Below are 15,504 nucleotides of genomic sequence, written 5' to 3'. Positions count from 1 at the left end.
CCACCCCCAATCGCTTTGAATCTGATTTTCAGGCAGATAAGAGAACTATGCAGACGCAACAGAACCTAAACACCTCGCAGATTGAGTACTGGCATCCCGGCAGTGAATGTTGCGATGAAATCTGGGAAGCCGCTTACCGACGTTTTGAGACTCCCCAACAGGAACTCAACAAATTTCTGAAGAGACTGCACTACATGGGGGTAGCCCAGTGGGAGAAAAACCTGAAAGTCGTTGAACTGTTTTGCGGTCAGGGAACAGGATTGAATGCTCTGGAGAAGTTGGGATTTCATTCACTGGCAGGAGTCGACTTGTCTCCCTGTTTATTGCAGCAGTATCAGGGAACGGCTCAACTATATGTTGCTGATTGCAGGGATTTGAAATTTGAAGACGGCAGTCGCGATGTGTTGATCGTGCAGGGAGGGCTGCATCATCTATCCGTACTTCCAGATGATCTGAAAAAAACCTTGCAGGAGATGCATCGTGTTCTTCGTCCAGGCGGCCGCGTTGTCATTGTAGAGCCCTGGCAGACTCCCTTTTTGAAATTCGTGCACACAGTCAGTGAAATCCGTCTCTTCAGAAAACTCTGGGCTAAACTGGATGCGTTTGCCATCATGACTGAGCAGGAAAGAACCACCTATGAACGATGGTTAAGTCAGCCTGTCGAAATACTCAGCCTGTTGAACAACATATTTCAGCAAGAGCAACAGATAATTGGCTATGGCAAGCTGATGTATGTCGGACGCAAGTTGTGATCCAGACAGCCTCGCAGACTTCGATTTCTACTGGTATATTGTAGTTTCGATTTTAATCACACTACGAGCATCTTCCGAAACGACATATCAGAGGGAATAGAAATGCTGCGACTCGCTTTGATTCTGACTGTGCTGTTAACCCTGGTCGCTACAGAACTCTCTGCTGCGAAACCGAATATCATTGTAATCATGGCGGATGACCTGGGGTTTGGTGATGTTTCCTGTTATGGTGCCACCGCACTTTCAACGCCTCACATTGATCGTCTGGCGACTGAGGGGCTGCGGTTTACCAGTGGTTACTGTTCTGCTTCGACCTGTACTCCCACACGCTACTCCTTTCTCACAGGAACCTATGCTTTTCGTGGGGAACGGACAGGGATCGCGCCTCCCAATGCGCCTGCCATTATTAAGCCGGGAACGGAAACGGTCGCATCCATTCTCAAACGTGCTGGTTATACAACTGCCGTGATCGGTAAATGGCACCTGGGACTGGGGAATGCCAATGGTCCTGACTGGAATGGTCAATTGAAACCGGGGCCACTGGAAATCGGTTTTGATACCTGCTTTTTGTTGCCGACGACCAATGATCGGGTGCCTCAGGTCTATGTCAAAGATCATCGAGTACTCAACCTTGATCCTGCTGATCCCTTATGGGTGGGGAGCAAAAAACCGAACGCCGATCATCCGACCGGGCTGACGCATCGAGAGTCTCTGAAGATGGACTGGTCGCACGGGCATAATTCGACCATTCATAACGGCATCAGTCGTATAGGTTATTATACCGGAGGTCATGCGTCCCGTTTTCGCGACGAAGATCTGGCTGACAAATGGGTTGAGAAATCAGTCGAGTTTATCGAACAGAACCAGGACCACCCATTCTTTCTGTTTTTTGCATCGCACGACATTCATGTTCCACGGATGCCTCATGAACGTTTTCAGGGAAAGACGCGACTTGGTTTTCGCGGCGATTCCATCATACAGCTTGACTGGTGCGTGGGTGAATTAATGAAAACGCTGGATCGATTGCAGCTGTCCGAAAACACGCTGGTTGTGTTCTGTTCCGACAATGGACCGGTTCTCGATGATGGATATAAAGATGGAGCGATCGAAAAGATCGGCACTCATCGCGCAGCAGGACCTTATTCCGGTGGCAAGTACAGCGTCTATGAAGGGGGGACACGCACGCCGTTCATTACCCGCTGGAAGGGCCACATTAAACCGGGCGTGAGCGATCAGATGGTCTCCACGATTGATTTACCTGCGAGTCTGGCTGCATTGGCGGACCAAAAAATTTCCTCCGAGAGTTGTCGGGATAGTTTTAATATTCTAGAGGCCCTGTTGGGTAAAGCAGACTCCCCGGGGCGAACAGAACTCGTGCAGCAGAATAACGGAAACAACGGAACCTATGCGTTACGAGCTGGAGACTGGAAACTGCATCGTTATGACAAAAAGACCGCGAGAAATGTAGTGGTTGAACAACAGCTGGAAAACACGATCGTGCCCCAGTTTCAACTGTTCCATCTGGAAGATGATCCCGCAGAACAGACAGATGTCGCAGCAGAGTATCCTGAAGTGACCGAGCGTCTGAAGCAGCGTTTGAATCAAATCATAACGTCGAAGGGGAGTCGTCCTGAACTTCAGACTGTGGATCAGTAGAACTGAAGTGTCATTTTCGCTGATCAAGCAGGTATTTTGACACAAGGATCAAAAAAAATGCATTGCATCAAAGCCACGCTCCGATTTTATCTCCTGCTTTTTATAGTCCCTGGTCTGGCATTAACTTTTACTGCAGCGGGGGAAACGAAAGAGGCTCAAAAGAGGAAGTCGGAGACCATTTATTGATTTTGAGAAGACGCTTAGAAAAGAGCTGGCTTCATCTGGGCATTCAGTTCGTTCCAGCGCGTTTGTAATTCCATTCGCTTCTCAGACTGTTCTGTAGCGAGATCAATCGTTTCGCTCTTATCATTGGCGAGGTTGTAAAGCTCCCAGACTGGTTTCTCGCGTGTTCCCCGCATCTGGACGATTTTCCAGTCACCGCTGCGGAGTGCGGCTTTGCGTCCCTGTCGCCAGAAAAAATCAGCGACTGGTAACTCCGTTTTCTGTTGCAGCAGGAGGGGAAGTAAGTTGCGGCCATCCAAATTCTGAGGGAGGGAGGCACCGGCAAGTGCCACGGAGGTTGGGAAAATATCCAGACTGCTGACAGGGACATCAATAGTCTGTTTTGGCGCGAGTGTGCCTGTCCAGCGCATCAGAAACGGGACGCGTAAGCCCCCTTCATACATGCTCCCTTTTTCACCACGCAGAGGGAGATTACTGGAAGTCAGTTCGCGGGTGGGACCACCGTTGTCGCTGAGGAAGACGATGAGTGTTTTTTCATCCAGGCCTGACTGCTGAACCTGTTTGAGAATCTTCCCGATACTTTGATCCATGGAAGAGAGCATGGCTGCGAAGATCTGTCGATGGATGTCTTCGATCTGTGTGAAATGCTGTATGTCTTTCTTTTTTCCCTGCAGCGGGCTGTGGACGGCATTGTAAGCGAGGTACAGAAAAAAAGGTTTATCCTGATGGCGATTGATAAAACTGACCGCTTCCCGTGTGAACGCATCGGTCAGATATTCTGTTTCATTCACAGGTTGTCCGCCTCGAATTATGGGGTTATTGGCGTCGTAGTCAGGTTCGTCGTATCCCATATGGGTCGAATAGATCAGGTTCTCACTGATCCAGCGTCCTTTTTGTCTTCCGGGGAGCGTTTTGCGGCGCAGCATGGTAGTGACTCCATGGTAAGGAGGGGGGACAAAGTAATGACCTTCATGCATGAAGCCGAAAAATTCGTCAAAGCCGTGTCGAAAGGGGTGATAGTCGGCTGTGCCTCCCAGGTGCCATTTTCCGATCAGGCAGGTGGTATAGCCCTGATCGTGGAGTCGTTCTGCGATGGTCTGTTCATCAGGGGGGAGTCCGGTCCCTGAATCTTCATTGCGGGCACCGATGGGATTGAACTCATAACCAAACCGGGTTGGGATTCTCCCTGTTAACAACCCTGCGCGCGAAGGACTGCAATTCGGCGCGGTCACATAAGCCTGTGTAAAACGAATGCCATGACTGGCAAGTGAGTCGATATGGGGTGTCGGGATTTGTGGGTTTCCCTGGCAGCCGAGTTCGCCATAGCCGAGGTCGTCGGCCAGTAACACAATGATATTTGGTTGTTCGGCTGCTGATAAAGAGTTCAAAAAGAAGGTGAGGCTACAGAACAGGGCGAGCACAGAGAGTAATTTCATCTTCGTTCCCACATTGATCGAACAAAAAACTGAGGGCTTACTTCGCGTTATCAATTGTAATAAGGAGTTAGAACTTTTCCCATCAATTTCAGTTGATTCGAGTGGAAACGATTGATGGTAAAGGAGAGTGTTCCGGTCTGAGACTGGAGCGGTCCGGCAGGAGTGTTTATACTGATTTTATTGAGCGAAGTTCTGTGAACACAATCTGAAATGAATCAATCTTTACTGGAAATGAAACATGCCTTTACTGGGAGCACATCAGTCGATCGCTGGTGGATACTATAAAGCCGTCGATACGGCAGCTGAATTTGAAATGGACTGTGTGCAGATCTTTACCAAGAATAATAATCAATGGCGGGCCAAGCCACTGACAGATAAGGATATCAATCTGTTTCGCGAACATCTGGAGTCGACCGGGGTAGGGCGACCGTGTTCTCATATGAGTTACCTGATCAATCTGGCGAGTCCCAAAGAAGAACTCTGGAATAAGTCAATTGATGCCGTTGTCGTGGAACTACAGCGTGCCGAGGCGCTCGGGCTGGAAGGTGCAGTGATGCATCCGGGCAGTTTTGTGACGTCGAGTGAGGAAGAGGGGCTCGATCGGATCGTGGCTGCCATTGATCGAATTCATCAGGAGACAGAAGGATTTCAAACGCAAATCTGGCTGGAAACGACAGCCGGCCAGGGATCCAATCTGGGGTTTCGCTTTGAACAACTGGCCTACTTGCTGAATCAGGTTCAAGATGGCGGGCGACTGGGGATTTGTGTGGATACCTGCCATATCTTTGCTGCCGGATATCCGCTGATCAAGAAGTCGGAATATAAGGCGACCATGTCTGAACTGGACCAGGTCATTGGCTTTGATCGCATCTGTGCCTTCCATTTGAATGACAGTAAGTGCGAATTCGGCAGTCGCAAGGACCGCCACGAGAATATAGGTCGTGGCTGCCTGGGGCTGGAACCGTTCCGTCATCTGTTGAATGACCCCGTATTTCAGGACCGTCCGATGTATCTGGAAACCCCTAAGGATGAAGAAGATGGGGTGCCTCTGGATCAGATCAACATGCAGACACTGCGTTCGCTGTGCAAAGGCTGAACGATTTCTGAAAAGACTGGTAAAATCCAAAATACCCTCTCATGCGATTAAAATCGCCCAGTCGATATAGGGTAACAGGCAATTAGTCGAGCGCTGTTGCGCGCTCGATGAATCAGCTTCCCAGAACCTCAACTCCCCATTGAGGTTACTACCCGCGACCCAGGCAGAAGATCGGCCCCCGTCCAGATCTCTGCGAGCAGATGACAGGATTTGTCGTTGTGAAGATCGGCCTACTAAAACGAAGTCTGCCAACGGTATATTTATCTCTGGTTCTCCTGAGCTGCCTCAGCGCAGGTTGCCTGAGTCAATCAGCAGAGATGATTTCACAGAATAAAGAGAAACCAGCCGGACCGCTGGTCGCATCAAAAACCAGCAGCAGCTTTAATTATTTTGCTCAAAAGGCAGATAAATCGAAAGAAGAAGTACCAGCTAAGGTTAAAATCAGTGGTACATACCCAGTCGATGAGTTCGAAGATTCCTCCCCAATAGAACTGGCATCGCAGGCAACTTCTACAGTACAGACGTCGCAGGGTGAACCGAAATCATCATCGCAGCGCTTGCAGGAACCAGTCAAAAAACCTGCCATCGAAGTTTCTGAAAGCTGGCGATCAAAGTCTTTGATTGCATCGGCGAAGCGTTATCCTGCTCAAATCGCTAAAAAATTTGATCAGAATACGGAACGCGTCAGGCAGGCGTCCAGTTCGATCTCCCAGGGAATCACTACGGGAATACAACATATTTCAAATAAGTCTCCTGTGGAAACTACAGCAGTGAATGATCTGGCCTCGGGGGCATCCGTCGCAGCGAAGGTCGAGGAAAAACCAGATCTCACGGATTCGCTCTCGAGTGCGAAAGAAGTCGACCGACTTCTGGCTGAGGCAAATCAGCAGAATGTCAGAGCAGAACTGACAGAATTAGCAAAAGATCTGCATCAGGATCTGGATCAGACCGCGCCTGCTTTTGAAGATGTAAATCAGGAAATGCGTAGATTTCAGATTAATTCGATTATGGACCGAGCCCGACGTGAACTGACTCAGAAAAACTATGAGTATGCAGAATTTCTTGCAGCGCAGGCATTAGAATCGAGCTACCGGGGACATGTTGCCTTTGGTCTGGAAGAAGAATCTCCCCAAATGCTACTGGAGAAGATTAAAAAGCAAATCAGCTTGGAAACCCCGACTGAAGTACAACGAGTGCAGCATGCAGAACCGGATGCAAAACCGAATCGAGGTCAGCAGGTTCCCAATTTCCAGTTTACTCCTTCGCGTGTGCATCCCTTGAAACGTCGTGCAGTGGAGCAGCCAGATACAGGGAAAATTCAACCAAAAGCCAAGACGGGAGGCAGCGATGAATTGCCCTTGATTGTTCCCCGAAATCTGGGGACCCAGCCTCAGAAGGTCCAGATCCAACCTCGTCAATCTGCAGTCAAACAGAAAACCCCTCACTCTGGAGGCATTTCGCTGGAACCACCTTCTTTTGATTTTCAACCAGAAGAAGACAACCGGGTGCCACGCGTAGAAAACCCACGCGTAGAAAACATTGAGAAGAAATCAACGGATTCAGTTTCCTCAGCTCCTACTTTGAAGCTGGAACTGGAAGAATTGCCCGATGAACCACCTGCTAAAATCAGGTTGAGTAGTCCCGAAGCAGGGGCTGAGCAACCGGTTACGGAACAGAAGAAGTCAGCGGGGCCAGGGCCACAACTGATGCTGCCCAAGCTGCCTGGAGTGCCAGGAGATTTAACTTCACAAGTCAAACCGGGGCGGGATACATCTGCTGCACCTGTCAATTTCAGTTCGAAAATTCAGGGAGCCCGATCGGAAAAGACATTTGAGGATTTACAGGAGCAACGTTCCGACAGTGAGCGCGCCCAGTCGCAGTCCAGCCTGACGTTAGATGAAATCGAGTGGGATCTGGAAGAACGAAAGACGACGGATCGCGCAGCGGAATGGTGGGGTATCCCCACTCTGTTAATGATTGCCGGAGGGGCGATCATTTTACTGCTGCTGTCTATTATTGTGGTCCTGCTCAAACGGGGAGCCAGTTCCAGTTGAGCGGTGAGCGTTGCTTCAGGTTCCCTGCGAATAAATAGCAGCAGCAGGCTCTGAGGCTGCCTGTGCTCGAATCGCCGAGATTGAGGGTGACGGGAACCTGTGTCAGGTTAATTTTCTGGCTTTGTGACGAACTCGCCACCGCTGATGAACATTCCGTTCTCGCAGGGAGTACACCACATAATCTGAACGCGATATTCAAATTCACGCGTTTCACTGGCCAGCTTTACATTGACTTCACCCGGATTCAACATGCCTTTGTGCAACAGCCCCAGACCCTGACGGCTGATTTCCCGCGTCATAGCCGAAATGGTATTGCCGCGCGCGGTTTTGACTTCAGCGGGTACTGAGAGCTCCAGTCGATCAACATCGCGGATATTGACGGTATCACTCTTGCCAAAACTTTCCAGTACATGTTTCAGGTCGTCCATTGTGGGACGGCTCCAGGGGGTATCTTCCATTAAATCTACTCCTGCTATGAAGTCAGTTATCAAGTATTGATTCGTGCTCTGGTTCGAATCTGATATTGAAATATAGAATACAAAAATAATTGAGGACTTTCTTAGTTTCAGATTACAGGTGCAATCCGATTCAGAGTGGTCGACGGTGAAAGGTGTGGGGGTTCGTCCAGATCCGGCGATTGTGCTAGATAAACCCTGACAGTTATAACGTCAGGCGAATCTATTCAGAGCCAGAAACACTTACGTATTGTAATGATTATCCACCCTGTGAAGGTGCGAGTTGTAACAGTCATTCCAAAGACACCAGCTGATTCTGCTATAACGTCTGATGATTAGAAATTCTGAATGACGCTGTATTCATTAGCGGTTCGATATCAAACTGGGATGGTCGCAGTAATAAATAGTTCTCAAAAGTGTGTTTGTTTTTAGTGTTGCTAACAGTGATGTAAGAACGTGCGCTGACTATTGATTACTCTGATTCGAGTACTTGAACTGGCTTCAGCAAGAGAAAGCAGATTGATCTACCAAATCTTATGATGATCTCTTCCTTCTATAATAAATACAGCAGGCAACTAATCTGGGGCGTATTTTGTACGCTGCCGATTTTGACATTTCTGGCAGAGTTACTGCCTTCAAATAACGATATCGAAACCTGGTTGCCTAAAGATTCCGATGTGCGAATCGTCTATGATCGATTTAAAGCTGAGTTCGGGGCAGAAGAGGTTGTGCTCGTCGCAGTGCAGGAGGGGCTGGATCGGCCTCTGCTGGTGGAAGCAACAGCCAGCCGTATCGAGTCTTTACCGACGGTCAGACAATGCTGGACTCCCCAGCGTCTCAAATCAATATTACACGAATTTAAAGTGGAACCGGCGGAAATCGACAATCGTCTGAACGGGCTGTTGATGAATTCCGAGAAGAATGTGGCAGGCATACTGGTTCTGCTTTCTGACACTGGTATCAGAAATCGGGCCGGGACGGTACAGGGGATTCGTGAAAAGCTGGAATACAATCAGTTAACTGGAAACGAAGTTCAACTGGCGGGTGCCCCGGTTGTGATTGCGGAACTGGATCGGCTGGGCAGCCAGAAAAGCAATAAAAAGTTCTTTATTATCACGTTACTGATCAGTCTCTGCCTGTTGTATTATTCTTTTCGGGAGTGGAAAAAAACACTGGCTACCCTGGGGCTGACGATCTGGGCCATCAATCTCACGACTGCCCTGATTTATCTGGGGGGGGGCGAAATGAATTTCATCCTCGGTGCCCTGTCGGTCATGGTCATGGTTTTTACACTGGCGATCTCAATCCACGTGCATCACTATGTTGCCAGCTGTATTGACGAACCAGATCCCCTGGCGGTTGCTTTGAAAATCGCCTGGAAGCCTTGTGTCCTGGCAACTCTGACGACAACAATTGGTCTGTTTTCGCTGACCGTCAGTGAGATCGGGCCCGTGATCCAGTTTGGGTATGCTGCTTCAGTCGGGACATTCGTGTCGCTGATTACCGGTCTGGGACTGACACCTGCTGTCTTAACCCTCTGGCCCATTGATCCCAAAATGGTTCATTCCGGCGGAAAACGCTGGAACTTTCAACAGTGTGCCAACTGGCTGATTGACCATGCCGGACGCGTCTCCATTGCCACGATCATCCTGGTGATGACTACAGGGGTCGGCCTGTTCAGCCTACGCACGAAAATTGATCCGCTGGATTTTCTTCCCGCAGAAGGGCGAGTCATACAGGATGTGCGTGCAGTTCAAAATAATCTGACGGAACTCGACTCGATTGAAGCGATAGTGGATTTTGGTGATGAAGAGATTCCTTTCATCAAAAAAGTAGAGCACATTCGCAAGCTGGAAACAATTATTCAGCAGCATCCTGCAGTACGACATACAATGTCACTGGCCAGTTTTTTTCCGAAACAGTTTCCTGAAAGTCCCTTTGAGACTGCCCGTCTGTTGTCTCATGCCCAGTCTGCTCATGGAGATAACGATTTTACTTCTGATGGCGAACGACTCTGGCGGATTTCAGCACGAATCAGCAGCGACGCCGATCTGCCACAGGATCAGGTTTATGATGAACTCGCCGTCATGATTGATGATCCCAATGTGATCCTGACAGGAGTGGCGCCCCTGTTAAGACGGGCGCAGAACCAGATATTTACAGGGTTCTGGGAGAGTTTCTCAATGGCATTTGTGATCATTACGATAGTGATGATTGTTTCTCTTCGGTCCATCAAAGCCGGTCTGGTCGCGATGGTACCGAATCTGACACCCATTTGTATTGTATTCGGGATTCTGGGCTGGTATCAGATTCCCATTGATATTGGCATCATGATGACGGCCAGTATTGCCCTGGGGATTGCCGTAGATGGAACGTTCCATTTTCTCGTCCGTTACCAGAGTCAATTTCGTCTGACGAGGAATTCCGCTCAGGCGTCGCGGGATTCTCTGCTGATGACCGGCGAACCGATCTTTACTGCGGCCGTCATAACGGGGGCGGGCATGTTGGCCCTCACGTTGAGTAATTTTGTCCCGACGGCCCGCTTCGGATATATGATGACATCACTTCTCGTGGCAGCCCTGGTGGGGGATCTGGTGTTACTCCCCTGTCTGCTGGCTTTGCGACCGAAAAAATCTGATGACCAGAATGAGTCTGATCACACGGACAGTAGTCAGTCGTCTCATGACCAGCAACACACTCCCCATTTCCTCAAGCAGCACCAGCATGGAGCGAAAGATCAGTCCGGAAAAGCAGTTGCATAATCTCTTCTAGCGCCGCAATCGCAATTGACTGGTATTCTGATGGCTTTTCTTAACCCCTAGATTGATATATGAAGCCAGTTCATTATCATTGAGGCTCCCCGACCCGTAACGGGTCCGCTTCTATAGGCCGGCAGGTCCATTCATCCTCGTTTTTCCTGAACCGATCAACGAATCGTGAATACTGAAGCATTGCAGATACCGGTTATTATATCACGACTCACTCTAACTTTCAGATCACAGCGGAACACAACATGGGATATCATCTGATTACAGGTGCTACAGGATTACTGGGAAGATATTTAATTCGAGATCTGTCTTCAGCAGGGGTTCCGCTGGCAGTACTGGTTCGTCCTACAAGGCGAATGACCGTCGATCAGCGAATTGATATGATCATGGCGTTCTGGGATGAACATCTGGGGCGGGAATTACCTCGTCCCGTGGTACTGGAAGGGAATATCAATGAGGAAAACCTCGGATTGAATGAGGAACAGCTGGCATGGGCGACAGAGAATGTAGATCGCATCATCCATTCCGCGGCCAGTCTCTCCTTTTACAGTACCAGTCATGAAAGTGAGCCATGGCGTTCCAATGTAGGCGGTGTCAAGAAGGTTCTTGATTTCTGTAAAACTGCGAATATCAAAAAGTTTGATCATGTTTCCACGGCGTATGTCTGTGGTTTACGGTCCGGTAGAATTATGGAATCGGACGTTGATGTGGGACAGGAATCCGGGAATGATTATGAGCGAAGCAAGCTGGAAGCGGAGCAGATGGTGCGCAGTGCAGAGCATATTGAATCTCTGACGGTCTTTCGCCCCGCGATTATTATTGGTGACTCGAAGACCGGATTCACGAATACGTTTCATGGTTTTTACGCTGCCTTGCAACTGGGACACACATTAACCCAGATGCAGTCTCCTGATGAAACAGGACGTTACTACGCGAAATCGCGTTTTACACTGGATGGAGATGAGTCGAAGAACCTGATTCCGGTGGACTGGGTCTCTGCAGTAATGTCTTACATCATTACTCATCCAAAGCATCATGAGAAGACCTATCACCTGACACCGTTACATCCGGTCCAGTCCCGGCTTGTACATGATGTTCTGGAAGCGACCTGTAATTTCTACGGGTCAGAATTCGCCGGGGCAGGAGTGGAACTGGAAGATCCTACCGAAGCAGAGCGACTTTTCTATGATCATATCCGCGTTTATAATTCCTACTGGCGGGATGATCCTGTCTTTGACAGTACGAATACTCAAACGGCGGCTCCCCATCTGCCTTGCCCGCACGTTGATCGCGAACTTCTGACGCGTCTGTCGCAGGCGGCAATCGATATGAACTTCAGCTGGAACGACCGTACGCCGCACCGTTTTGAGGTCAAGTAGCCCAGGGATTATTCATACGGGGCTTCGGTTTGGGTTCTGGATCCGTTGGTTGAGTTTCTTCCGGTGGAACCTCTTCGGCCTGTGGTGGAGGGGGAGGAGGCAGCGGTTCGTCTTTACGCTGAACCACTTTATCCAGGATGCCGTTTACGAACTGTGAAGAGTGCGCACTGCCAAATTCGCGTGCCAGTTCCACTGCTTCGTCGATTACCACAGCAGGTGGGGTATCCGTATGCAGCAATTCATAGGTACCCAGTCTGAGAATATTTCGATCGGTGACAGCCATTCGTTTGAGTGTCCAGTTTTCGGCAACTCTCACAATATGCTCATCAAGCTGTTGTTTGAATTCCATTACTCCGGTAAACAGTTCCCAGGCAAAAGTGCGGGCTGTTTTATTACGGCCATGCTCCTCGATCATCTCGCGGATTTCATTGATGGAAATATCCGGATTCAGATCGATCTGATAAAGCATTTGAACAACTAAAAAACGCGCCTGTTTTCGCAGAGACATGGGGATATCGCTAGTATAGAAAGAGGATGTAATAAATATGATGTCGTCGGAGACGACTGTGTGGTGTCAGCAGTTATCTTCTTACGCCTGATTTTGATCGATCGATTGCAAAAGATTGACCATTTCGATAGCAGCCAGGGCGGCTTCTCCGCCTTTATTGCCGACTTTTCCACCAGCACGGTCCATCGCCTGTTCCATCGTCTCACATGTCAGTACACCAAACAGCACGGGCACGCCACTTTCCTGGCTGCTCCGCATGATGCCGGCAGCGACCTGATGATTAATATAATCATGGTGCATGGTACTTCCCTGAATGACAGCTCCCAGGCAGCAGACAGCCTGATATTTACCACTTTTGGCCAGTCGGTCTGCAACAAGCGGCAGCTCAAACGAACCAGGTACCCAGAGTACCGTGATGTTTTCCTCGGCACCACCATGGCGACGAAACGTCTCCAGGGCGCCTTCCAGCAGTCTGCGTGTAATCAGCTCATTCCAGCGGGAAACGACAATTGCGAAACTCGCATCACGAACCAGTAAATCGCCTTCGATCAGTGTGTGCTTCATTGAGGTGGTAACTTATCAATCTTCAAAAATGGCAATGTTTAATCTAACAGGTAGATCAGCAGGTAGCATGGGAAAGTAGAGCCTCCCCCGGTATCTATTCTGATCCAGATCACATGAGTCAGAGCATCAGCAGAAATTGATTTGCGGTCAGCAGATCAACCCAGATTCATGCTCAATAAAAATTCTTCATTCGTTTTCGAACGTCGCATGCGGTTGGTAAGCAGTTCCATCGCATCTACCGGATTCATGTCGTTCAGCACACGTCTGAGAATCCAGACCCTGCGAAGTTCTTCTTCGTCCATCAGCAGTTCTTCGCGACGTGTTCCTGATTTATTCACATCGATTGCCGGCCAGATACGTTTTTCAACCATTCTGCGGTCCAGATGCAATTCCGTGTTACCGGTTCCTTTGAACTCTTCAAAGATGACTTCATCCATGCGGCTGCCTGTGTCCACCAGGGCGGTGGCGACAATGGTCAGGCTGCCGCCTTCTTCAACATTACGGGCGGCACCGAAAAACCGCTTGGGGTGCTGTAATGCATTCGCGTCTACCCCACCAGAGAGAATTTTTCCGGAGTGCGGGACTTCTGTGTTCCAGGCACGAGCGAGACGGGTAATTGAATCGAGGAAGATGACAACGTCCTCACCGTATTCTACCATGCGTTTGGCCTTTTCGATTACCATCTCCGAAACCTGGATGTGACGGCTCGGGGGTTCATCAAAGGTACTGCTGACGACTTCACAGCGGTCTCCACCAACCTGGCGTTCCATGTCAGTGACTTCTTCAGGACGCTCGTCAATCAGCAGGATGAAGACATACGCATCGGGATGGCTTCCCAGTACGCATTTTGCCATTTCCTGCAGCATGATGGTTTTACCGGCACGAGGAGGCGATACAATCAAACCACGCTGACCCATACCGACAGGGGCAATCAGGTCGACGATTCTCGTACTCAGGTTACCGGCGGGCGAAGAGAGTCGGAGACGTTCCTTCGGATGCAGTGGAGTCAGGTCGTCGAAGAAGACCTTGGTGGTCAGGATTTCGGGGTCACAACCATTGACGGCTTCCACACGCAGCAGAGCAAAATACCGTTCATTTTCTTTAGGGGGACGAATCTGTCCAGCAACGATGGCTCCCGTTCGCAGACCGAAACGACGAATCTGGCTGGGAGAAACATAAATATCATCGGGACAGGGCAGATAGTGGTAATCGGGGCTACGCAGGAAGCCGAAACCATCGGGCAGAATTTCCAGAGTCCCTTCACCAAACATCAGGCCGTTGACTTTGGTACGCTCTTTCAGAATCTTAAAGATCAGATCCTGTTTTTTGAGACCCGTATATTCTGTGAGATTTTCTTCCTTAGCCAGTTGCATCAGATCTTTCATCGTCAGCTTCTGCAGATCCGCAATATGAATCTCGCTTTGTTTGATTTTCTCATATCGTTCGTCTGCTGCCCTGGTAATGGCAGATTCGCGCTGATGCCTGGTTACGGGTTTTTCCCGTTTGGAGTCCTGGTCTAACTCGCTGATATTTTTTGAAGCCACTGTTCCGTCATTTTCAGATGTCTGAAGTTTTATGGATTTGGCCATAGTGAATGCTTTCCGAATTACAAAATTAAGTGAGATGAAGTCGTGTGGAGTTCTGGAGTCAATGCAGATGTGTCGAACGCGAAGATTAATTAACCTCTGGAAAGGTTCTCTGACTGAAAAGGCATCTGGGGGTTATCTATGAATTCATCAAAGAAGAGCTTCTCATTAAATTAGTTTGAATAACTTAAGATGCAGATGAGACACCCTGAAGTTCGTCGAATAGTCTATTAATTTTTAGTTATTTGTTTCCGAATTGAATCAATGAACTTTGATAGTTCAAGGCCAGCTGATTCCAGGTCCTGACCATTCTGGATCACACCATCTGCCAGTTTACGTTTTTCTGAGAGAGGCAGTTGATGTTTCTCCCGTTTTGTTAACTCTGTTTCTGACCATCCCCTGTTTTGAGTCACCCGTTTCTGCCGTTGCTCGAAGGGGCAGTCAATATAAACGATTTGATCGCATAACTCTTTCCATCCTGCCTCGACAATCACAGCGGCGTCTACCAGGATCGCATCGACCTGGTGGAGAGACCGGGCAGATTCAATTTCCTGTTCCAACCTGCGATGAATCACCGGATGCACGATGGATTCCAGTTGTTTTAATGATGTTTGTTGTAGTTTTGATTCTCCAAAAACAAGTCTTGCCAGTTCAGATCGATCAACATTTCCCTGATCATTGAACACGGCAGATCCAAACTGCTCTCGAATTTTTTCCTGAATCTCCGGAAAATCAAGTACCTCATGTCCGATTCGGTCTGCATCGATAATCATCACAGGCCGAAACGATTTGACTTTATTGGCAACCGCACTTTTGCCTGATCCGATCCCTCCAATCAGGGCTATTGTGGGAATGAATGTATGACGAGACACAAGATGATTGTGACAACTTGCAATGGTGGAAAATGGTTTGTTTACACATTCCTTCGCAACAGAAACTTACCACACAGGAGGTTTTTGATTGCTGAATCCCTTAGCAACAGGTAGATGAGACACATAGGCGTGCATTAATATCGTTACCGATAGCGTACAGGTTGTCAACAAAAAAAAGGAAAGATCGCTATTTTA

At 48.9% G+C, this 15,504-nt stretch carries 12 protein-coding genes; 6 read left to right on the top strand and 6 right to left on the bottom strand.

Annotation, left to right across the window (positions count from 1 at the left end; genetic code table 11):
- The first annotated feature begins 47 nt into the window (after positions 1–47).
- Together GmarT_RS19210 and GmarT_RS19205 are read left to right on the top strand one after the other, a co-directional pair.
- A complete protein-coding gene (locus GmarT_RS19210; protein ID WP_044238996.1) occupies positions 48–752 on the top strand; it encodes a class I SAM-dependent methyltransferase in 705 nt (234 codons plus the stop codon).
- A gap of 102 nt (positions 753–854) precedes the next feature.
- Positions 855–2,408 (top strand): sulfatase family protein, encoded by a 1,554-nt coding sequence (locus GmarT_RS19205; RefSeq protein WP_002647691.1) that lies wholly within the window; start codon positions 855–857, stop codon positions 2,406–2,408.
- 200 nt (positions 2,409–2,608) lie between these two features.
- On the opposite strand, the gene GmarT_RS19200 is transcribed toward GmarT_RS19205, so the two are convergent.
- Positions 2,609–4,027 carry a sulfatase gene (locus GmarT_RS19200; RefSeq protein ID WP_002647692.1) on the bottom strand — a complete coding sequence of 473 codons (1,419 nt, stop codon included), beginning with the start codon at positions 4,025–4,027 and terminating at the stop codon, positions 2,609–2,611.
- A 238-nt stretch (positions 4,028–4,265) separates the two neighbouring features.
- On the opposite strand from GmarT_RS19200, the gene GmarT_RS19195 reads away from it, so the two are divergent.
- Positions 4,266–5,123 (top strand): deoxyribonuclease IV, encoded by an 858-nt coding sequence (locus tag GmarT_RS19195; RefSeq protein WP_002647693.1) that lies wholly within the window; start codon positions 4,266–4,268, stop codon positions 5,121–5,123.
- A gap of 317 nt (positions 5,124–5,440) precedes the next feature.
- Entirely contained in the window at positions 5,441–7,177 is a 1,737-nt protein-coding gene (locus GmarT_RS19190) for a hypothetical protein (protein ID WP_149303116.1), read from the top strand.
- 107 nt (positions 7,178–7,284) lie between these two features.
- On the opposite strand, the gene GmarT_RS19185 is transcribed toward GmarT_RS19190, so the two are convergent.
- On the bottom strand, positions 7,285–7,635 hold the full coding sequence (locus GmarT_RS19185; RefSeq protein ID WP_002647695.1) for a PilZ domain-containing protein: 351 nt from the start codon (positions 7,633–7,635) through the stop codon (positions 7,285–7,287).
- A 533-nt stretch (positions 7,636–8,168) separates the two neighbouring features.
- On the opposite strand from GmarT_RS19185, the gene GmarT_RS19180 reads away from it, so the two are divergent.
- Together GmarT_RS19180 and GmarT_RS19175 are read left to right on the top strand one after the other, a co-directional pair.
- The gene (locus GmarT_RS19180) at positions 8,169–10,394 is read left to right on the top strand and encodes an efflux RND transporter permease subunit (protein WP_002647696.1); all 2,226 of its coding nucleotides are present in this window, start codon (positions 8,169–8,171) and stop codon (positions 10,392–10,394) included.
- A gap of 251 nt (positions 10,395–10,645) precedes the next feature.
- A complete protein-coding gene (locus GmarT_RS19175; RefSeq protein WP_002647697.1) occupies positions 10,646–11,779 on the top strand; it encodes an SDR family oxidoreductase in 1,134 nt (377 codons plus the stop codon).
- Here the strand turns inward: GmarT_RS19175 and nusB are convergent.
- From nusB to coaE, 4 genes are all read right to left on the bottom strand, one after another.
- Complete coding sequence (gene nusB / locus GmarT_RS19170; protein ID WP_002647698.1) at positions 11,772–12,287, bottom strand: transcription antitermination factor NusB; 516 nt, start codon at positions 12,285–12,287, stop codon at positions 11,772–11,774. The genes GmarT_RS19175 and nusB overlap by 8 nt on opposite strands.
- 81 nt (positions 12,288–12,368) lie before the next feature.
- Complete coding sequence (gene ribH / locus GmarT_RS19165) at positions 12,369–12,851, bottom strand: 6,7-dimethyl-8-ribityllumazine synthase (RefSeq protein ID WP_002647699.1); 483 nt, start codon at positions 12,849–12,851, stop codon at positions 12,369–12,371.
- A gap of 155 nt (positions 12,852–13,006) precedes the next feature.
- Complete coding sequence (gene rho, locus GmarT_RS19160) at positions 13,007–14,440, bottom strand: transcription termination factor Rho (RefSeq protein ID WP_002647700.1); 1,434 nt, start codon at positions 14,438–14,440, stop codon at positions 13,007–13,009.
- 227 nt (positions 14,441–14,667) lie between these two features.
- Positions 14,668–15,309 carry a dephospho-CoA kinase gene (gene coaE / locus GmarT_RS19155; protein ID WP_002647701.1) on the bottom strand — a complete coding sequence of 214 codons (642 nt, stop codon included), beginning with the start codon at positions 15,307–15,309 and terminating at the stop codon, positions 14,668–14,670.
- Between the last annotated feature and the right edge of the window lie 195 nt (positions 15,310–15,504).

It is taken from the genome of Gimesia maris (assembly GCF_008298035.1).
GTDB classification, from domain to species: Bacteria; Planctomycetota; Planctomycetia; order Planctomycetales; family Planctomycetaceae; genus Gimesia; species Gimesia maris.
The sequence above is the reverse complement of the archived record's forward strand: the minus strand, read 5'-3'. Positions and strand labels throughout refer to the sequence as shown.